This is a genomic window from Kitasatospora griseola (assembly GCF_014648555.1).
GTDB classification, from domain to species: Bacteria; Actinomycetota; Actinomycetes; order Streptomycetales; family Streptomycetaceae; genus Kitasatospora; species Kitasatospora griseola.
This window is the reverse complement of record NZ_BMRI01000076.1, coordinates 3,985-7,763: the sequence shown is the minus strand read 5'-3', so window position 1 is coordinate 7,763 and position 3,779 is coordinate 3,985. Positions and strand designations below refer to the sequence as shown.

Below are 3,779 nucleotides of genomic sequence, written 5' to 3'. Positions count from 1 at the left end.
CCGGACCGCCGCCGACAGGGCAGTTCGCAGCACCAGGTGCGATTCCTTGGCGCTGGCCACCGACACCTTCTTCGTCACCGTGGCGATGAGCCGGCGGACGTCCGCCGTGCCCACCCCCTCCAACGTCTTGGAGCCGAGCACCGGCAGGAGGTGCAGCCGGATGTGCATCTCGTACTTGTCGAGGGTGGTGCGCTTCCGGTTGGGCTTGATGAAGTGCTCCAACCAGTAGGGCAGCCACTCGGAGAGCTTCGCCGATCGCGTGGGGGTCGGGATGTTCTGGCGGTCTCGCCGGACCAGTTCCTGGCGCTTCTCGTCGCACTCCAGCCAGGTCGAGCCGTAGACGTACTTACGGGCCCGGGTGCCGTCGGGCTGCGGCACGTAGACAGCCGCCTGGTATCGGCCGTCCTTGCGCTTGGTCACTGTGCCGGAGCCGTTGGGGTTCCGCTTCTTCACCATCAGGCGGCCTCTTCCATCTTGGTGCGGACGTAGTCGTGGACGGAGGTGAGGGGGATGCGGCGGGAGCCGCCTTCCTTGAAGCTGCCGAGCTTCTTGGCGCGGATGAGGTCGTAGACCTTGCCGCGGCTCATTCCGAGGGCGGCCATGACTTCGGGGACCTTCAGGGCGATGGGTGCGATGTGGGCCACGGCGGTCCTTTCCAGCGCGGCGGATGACGTTCGAGGGCTTGGGGCGTGCGTGTGTGTCCTAGGTGGGGATTTCTGCGTCACCGCGTCATCTGCGTCATTCAGGTGCTCTGACCTGCGGTTTTGAATGACGCAGCGTCGGGGCTCTGCGTCACCGCTGCGTCATCGGTTGCGTCATCGGGTGACGCGGGTGACGCATGATGACGCAGCGGCCGTCGTCTGCGTCACCCCTTTCCGTGCAGGTCAGGGGCCGTTTTTCGGCTCGGGTGACGCGGGTGACGCAGGATTCTCTACTTAGGAAAAATTGAGGCGGTGTCTGTTGTTCTTCGGGTGCGCCTCAGAGCGAGAAGGAGGAGCCGCTGCGCGGCACGCTCTGGGGCGGCGCAGCCGCCGAACAGCAAGAGGAGCACCCGGGGGCTGAGCGAGGCCGTGCTCTTCTTGCGGTTCGGGCGGTGACGGGTCAGGGCAGGTGGAGCTGTTCGTGCTGGGGCGGCGGTGCGGGGCGGGTCATCTCCAGGTAGCGGCCCGTTTTGGTGCGGCCGGAGTCGATGAGCACGTTGCGTGCGGCGAGGGTGGGTTGGAGGCGCTTGAGCCGGTCGGACAGCACCTTTCCGGTCGTCGGCCACCCTTTGGGCAGGGAGCGCAGTTCCTCGCCCGCGTAGAGGCGGCTGAGGGTGGCCAGCCACTCCGTGGACGTCATCTGCTGCGGCTGGCCCGGGGTCATGGTGTCGGCGTGGGTGAGGACGGTCTGCGCGAGCAGGTCGCCCTCGATCACGTCGTCGTTCAGGTCGTCGAGGCTGGCGCGGTAGGCGGCGAGCGCGCCGAGGTGTTCGGCGGCGTCGAGCTGCGCGCAGAGGTGGGCGAAGTCGGCCATGCGCGTCTCGGTGGGGGTCTCCGCCTGCGTGGCGCGGACCTTGACGGTCAGGTCGAGAAGGGAGCCGAGGATGACGGGCAGCACCGGCTCGTACTCCGCCCACAGCTCGGCCTCGGTCCGCCGGACCTTGGGCCGCTCCAACCTGAGCGGCAGGAGGCGTTCGGCGAGGTCGGGGCGGATGACGCCGACGTCGATGCCGGTGAGCAGCAGGGGGCGGCGGTAGCCGACGCGGAAGACGTCGCCGTCGGTGAACAGGGCCCGCTTGACGTTCTCGGCGCCGGTGACGATGCAGCACATGGCGTCGGACATGTCCGGGGTCATGTGGGAGAGGTTGTCGAGGGCGGTGACCCAGCCTGCGGCCACGGCGGCGATCAGGTTCTCCTCGTCTTTCGGCGCGCGGCGCAGGTCGCCGGTCATGCCCTCGACGACACGCAGGAGCATCCGGCCGGCCGTCGACTTGCCCGCGCCCTGCGGGCCGGTCAGGAACGGCGCGGGCACAGGGACGGACGGGCCGAGGCAGCCGACCAGCCAGGCCATGGCCAGCACCTCGGACCCGGCGTTCGCGAAGTTGCACAGCCGGAACAGGTGGTCGAAGCCCTTGCCGTCGGTGTCCTTCGTGGGGATGGGGAGTTCTCCGGTGAGCTGGGTGCGCCGCCAGCACACCTCGCGCGGGTCCGGGACGCGGACGTCCCAGCCGTTGGGGTGGATGCGCACGGAGAGGCCATCGGCGCGGCCGAGGTCGAGCCACGTCGCGCCGTCGAAGCCGGGGGCGACGCGGATGTGGACGGGCTGCACGTCCTCGGACAGGGCGAGTGCCTCGATCAGGTCGAGGGCTTCCTTCATGGCGGTGCCGTTGAACACGCCTTTGCCGTCCTTGTAGAGGCCGACCAGGAGTTCCTGGCGGTGGCTTCCGGTGGTGCCCTGGGAGCGGATCGGGCGGGCGACGGGGTGGCCGAGCTTCTGCGCGTACACGGCCCCGTCGGCGGTGCGGAAGTACCGGAAGTGGGCTTGGGCGTAGTCGGCGATGACCTGGCGTGCCGGGTTCTTCTCGTCGTCTCCCACGGCTACATCCCCAGCCTGTGGACAGCGTTCGCCCACGCGTCGGCGCAGTGCCGGGGGGACTCGCCCTTCGCGCCGGCGGCGGCGAACAGCCGCTGGACGTGGGCGTCGGTCAGGCACCCGCACCGGCCGTGCGTCGAGAGCACCGCGAGGAACGTCCCGAACACGGTGGCGTGGACGGCGGCGGTGGCGGCGGTGATGGTCTGCTCGGCCATGGCGATGCCGCGTTCCAGGAACACCGGGCTGCGGTGCGGGCACCGGCCGCCCCCGGCCGGCACCGGCACGGAGACGCGCACCGGCCGGACCGGGGCTGGCTCCCTGACGACCAGGTCGCGGACCGCGTCCGGCAGGGCGGCGAGCGGGCCGGTGCCGGGGCCGAGCCAACGGGCGTAGGACATGAGCGACTTGACGTCCACGCCGGGCCGCACGGCGTTGGCGGACGGCATGGCACCCCGGTAGAGCCAGTGCTCGCCGCGGGTGGTGGCCACGGTCCGGGTGGCGGGCAGGCTGGCGTGCGCCCACGCGATGGCGTCCGCGTTGTCGAGGTCGACGACGGTCAGGGCCGCGCCTCCGGGGTGGTAGGCCACACCGGCGGCCTGCCGCCAGGCTCGCGCCCAGGTGGGCGAGTTGAGGACGGTCGGGTCGGTGGTGGCGGCGGCCCAGCCGTGGCACGGGGCCGGGCAGGTGCAGGGGCCGGGGGTCTTCATGTTCGGCCGGCCGCCGCACGCGTTGTTCGCACAGTCGGGGCAGTTGCCGAACGGCACCTTCCCCGCGCGCAGCGGCAGCACGGGCACGCTGACGGCTGCGAGGGAGAGAGCCGCGGGCAGGTGCTCTCCCCGAACCAGGGTCTGTTGGGTCATGCTGGGTGTCTCCAGTTCTGTTGAGGTTCTGGATCAGCGGCAGCCCCCTCCGGCCAGGAATCGGGGCTGCCGCTGTCGTTCATCGCGGCTTCGGCGCAGACCTTGTGTGCGGGTCTGCGCTGCTGGTCGCGCAGTGGTGTGGGGTGGCCGCACCAGCGGCACGGGAGGGTGCGGGTGCGGTCGAAGTGCCGGGCGTCGCGCCAATCGAGGGCGGCCACGGCCGGAGCCTCAGGCGGCGAGCGGGACGGGCGCGCCGGCGAGCAGGGCGAGGGCGTGGCGGCCGATCAGGTGGGTGTAGGCCGGGGGGATGGCTTCGGTGAGTTCCTCGCGGACGTCGGTCCAGGA

The 3,779-nt window shown here is 70.9% G+C and carries 4 protein-coding genes and 1 pseudogene; all 5 read right to left on the bottom strand.

All coding sequences use genetic code 11. The features are described 5' to 3' along the window. A partial coding sequence (locus tag IEZ12_RS36895; protein ID WP_268250307.1) for an N-terminal phage integrase SAM-like domain-containing protein occupies nt 1-456 on the bottom strand: 456 nt, incomplete at its 3' end. Beyond that, a complete protein-coding gene (locus IEZ12_RS36890) occupies nt 456-644 on the bottom strand; it encodes a helix-turn-helix domain-containing protein (RefSeq protein ID WP_373295572.1) in 189 nt (62 codons plus the stop codon). The genes IEZ12_RS36895 and IEZ12_RS36890, both read right to left, overlap by 1 nt. Before the next feature lie 457 nt (nt 645-1,101). Continuing rightward, nucleotides 1,102-2,577: an AICE element replication initiation protein gene (locus IEZ12_RS36885; protein WP_189278742.1), complete on the bottom strand. Its 1,476-nt coding sequence runs from the start codon at nt 2,575-2,577 to the stop codon at nt 1,102-1,104. A 2-nt stretch (nt 2,578-2,579) separates the two neighbouring features. After that, nucleotides 2,580-3,434 carry a bifunctional DNA primase/polymerase gene (locus IEZ12_RS36880; protein WP_189278740.1) on the bottom strand — a complete coding sequence of 285 codons (855 nt, stop codon included), beginning with the start codon at nt 3,432-3,434 and terminating at the stop codon, nt 2,580-2,582. A gap of 228 nt (nt 3,435-3,662) precedes the next feature. After that, a pseudogene (locus IEZ12_RS39880) lies at nt 3,663-3,779 on the bottom strand (DNA methylase); the annotation flags it as partial.

Excerpts from the sequence above, each read along its gene's own strand:
- IEZ12_RS36880 (WP_189278740.1), bottom strand. The coding sequence starts at position 3,434 with ATGACCCAACAGACCCTGGTTCGGGGAGAGCACCTGCCCGCGGCTCTC.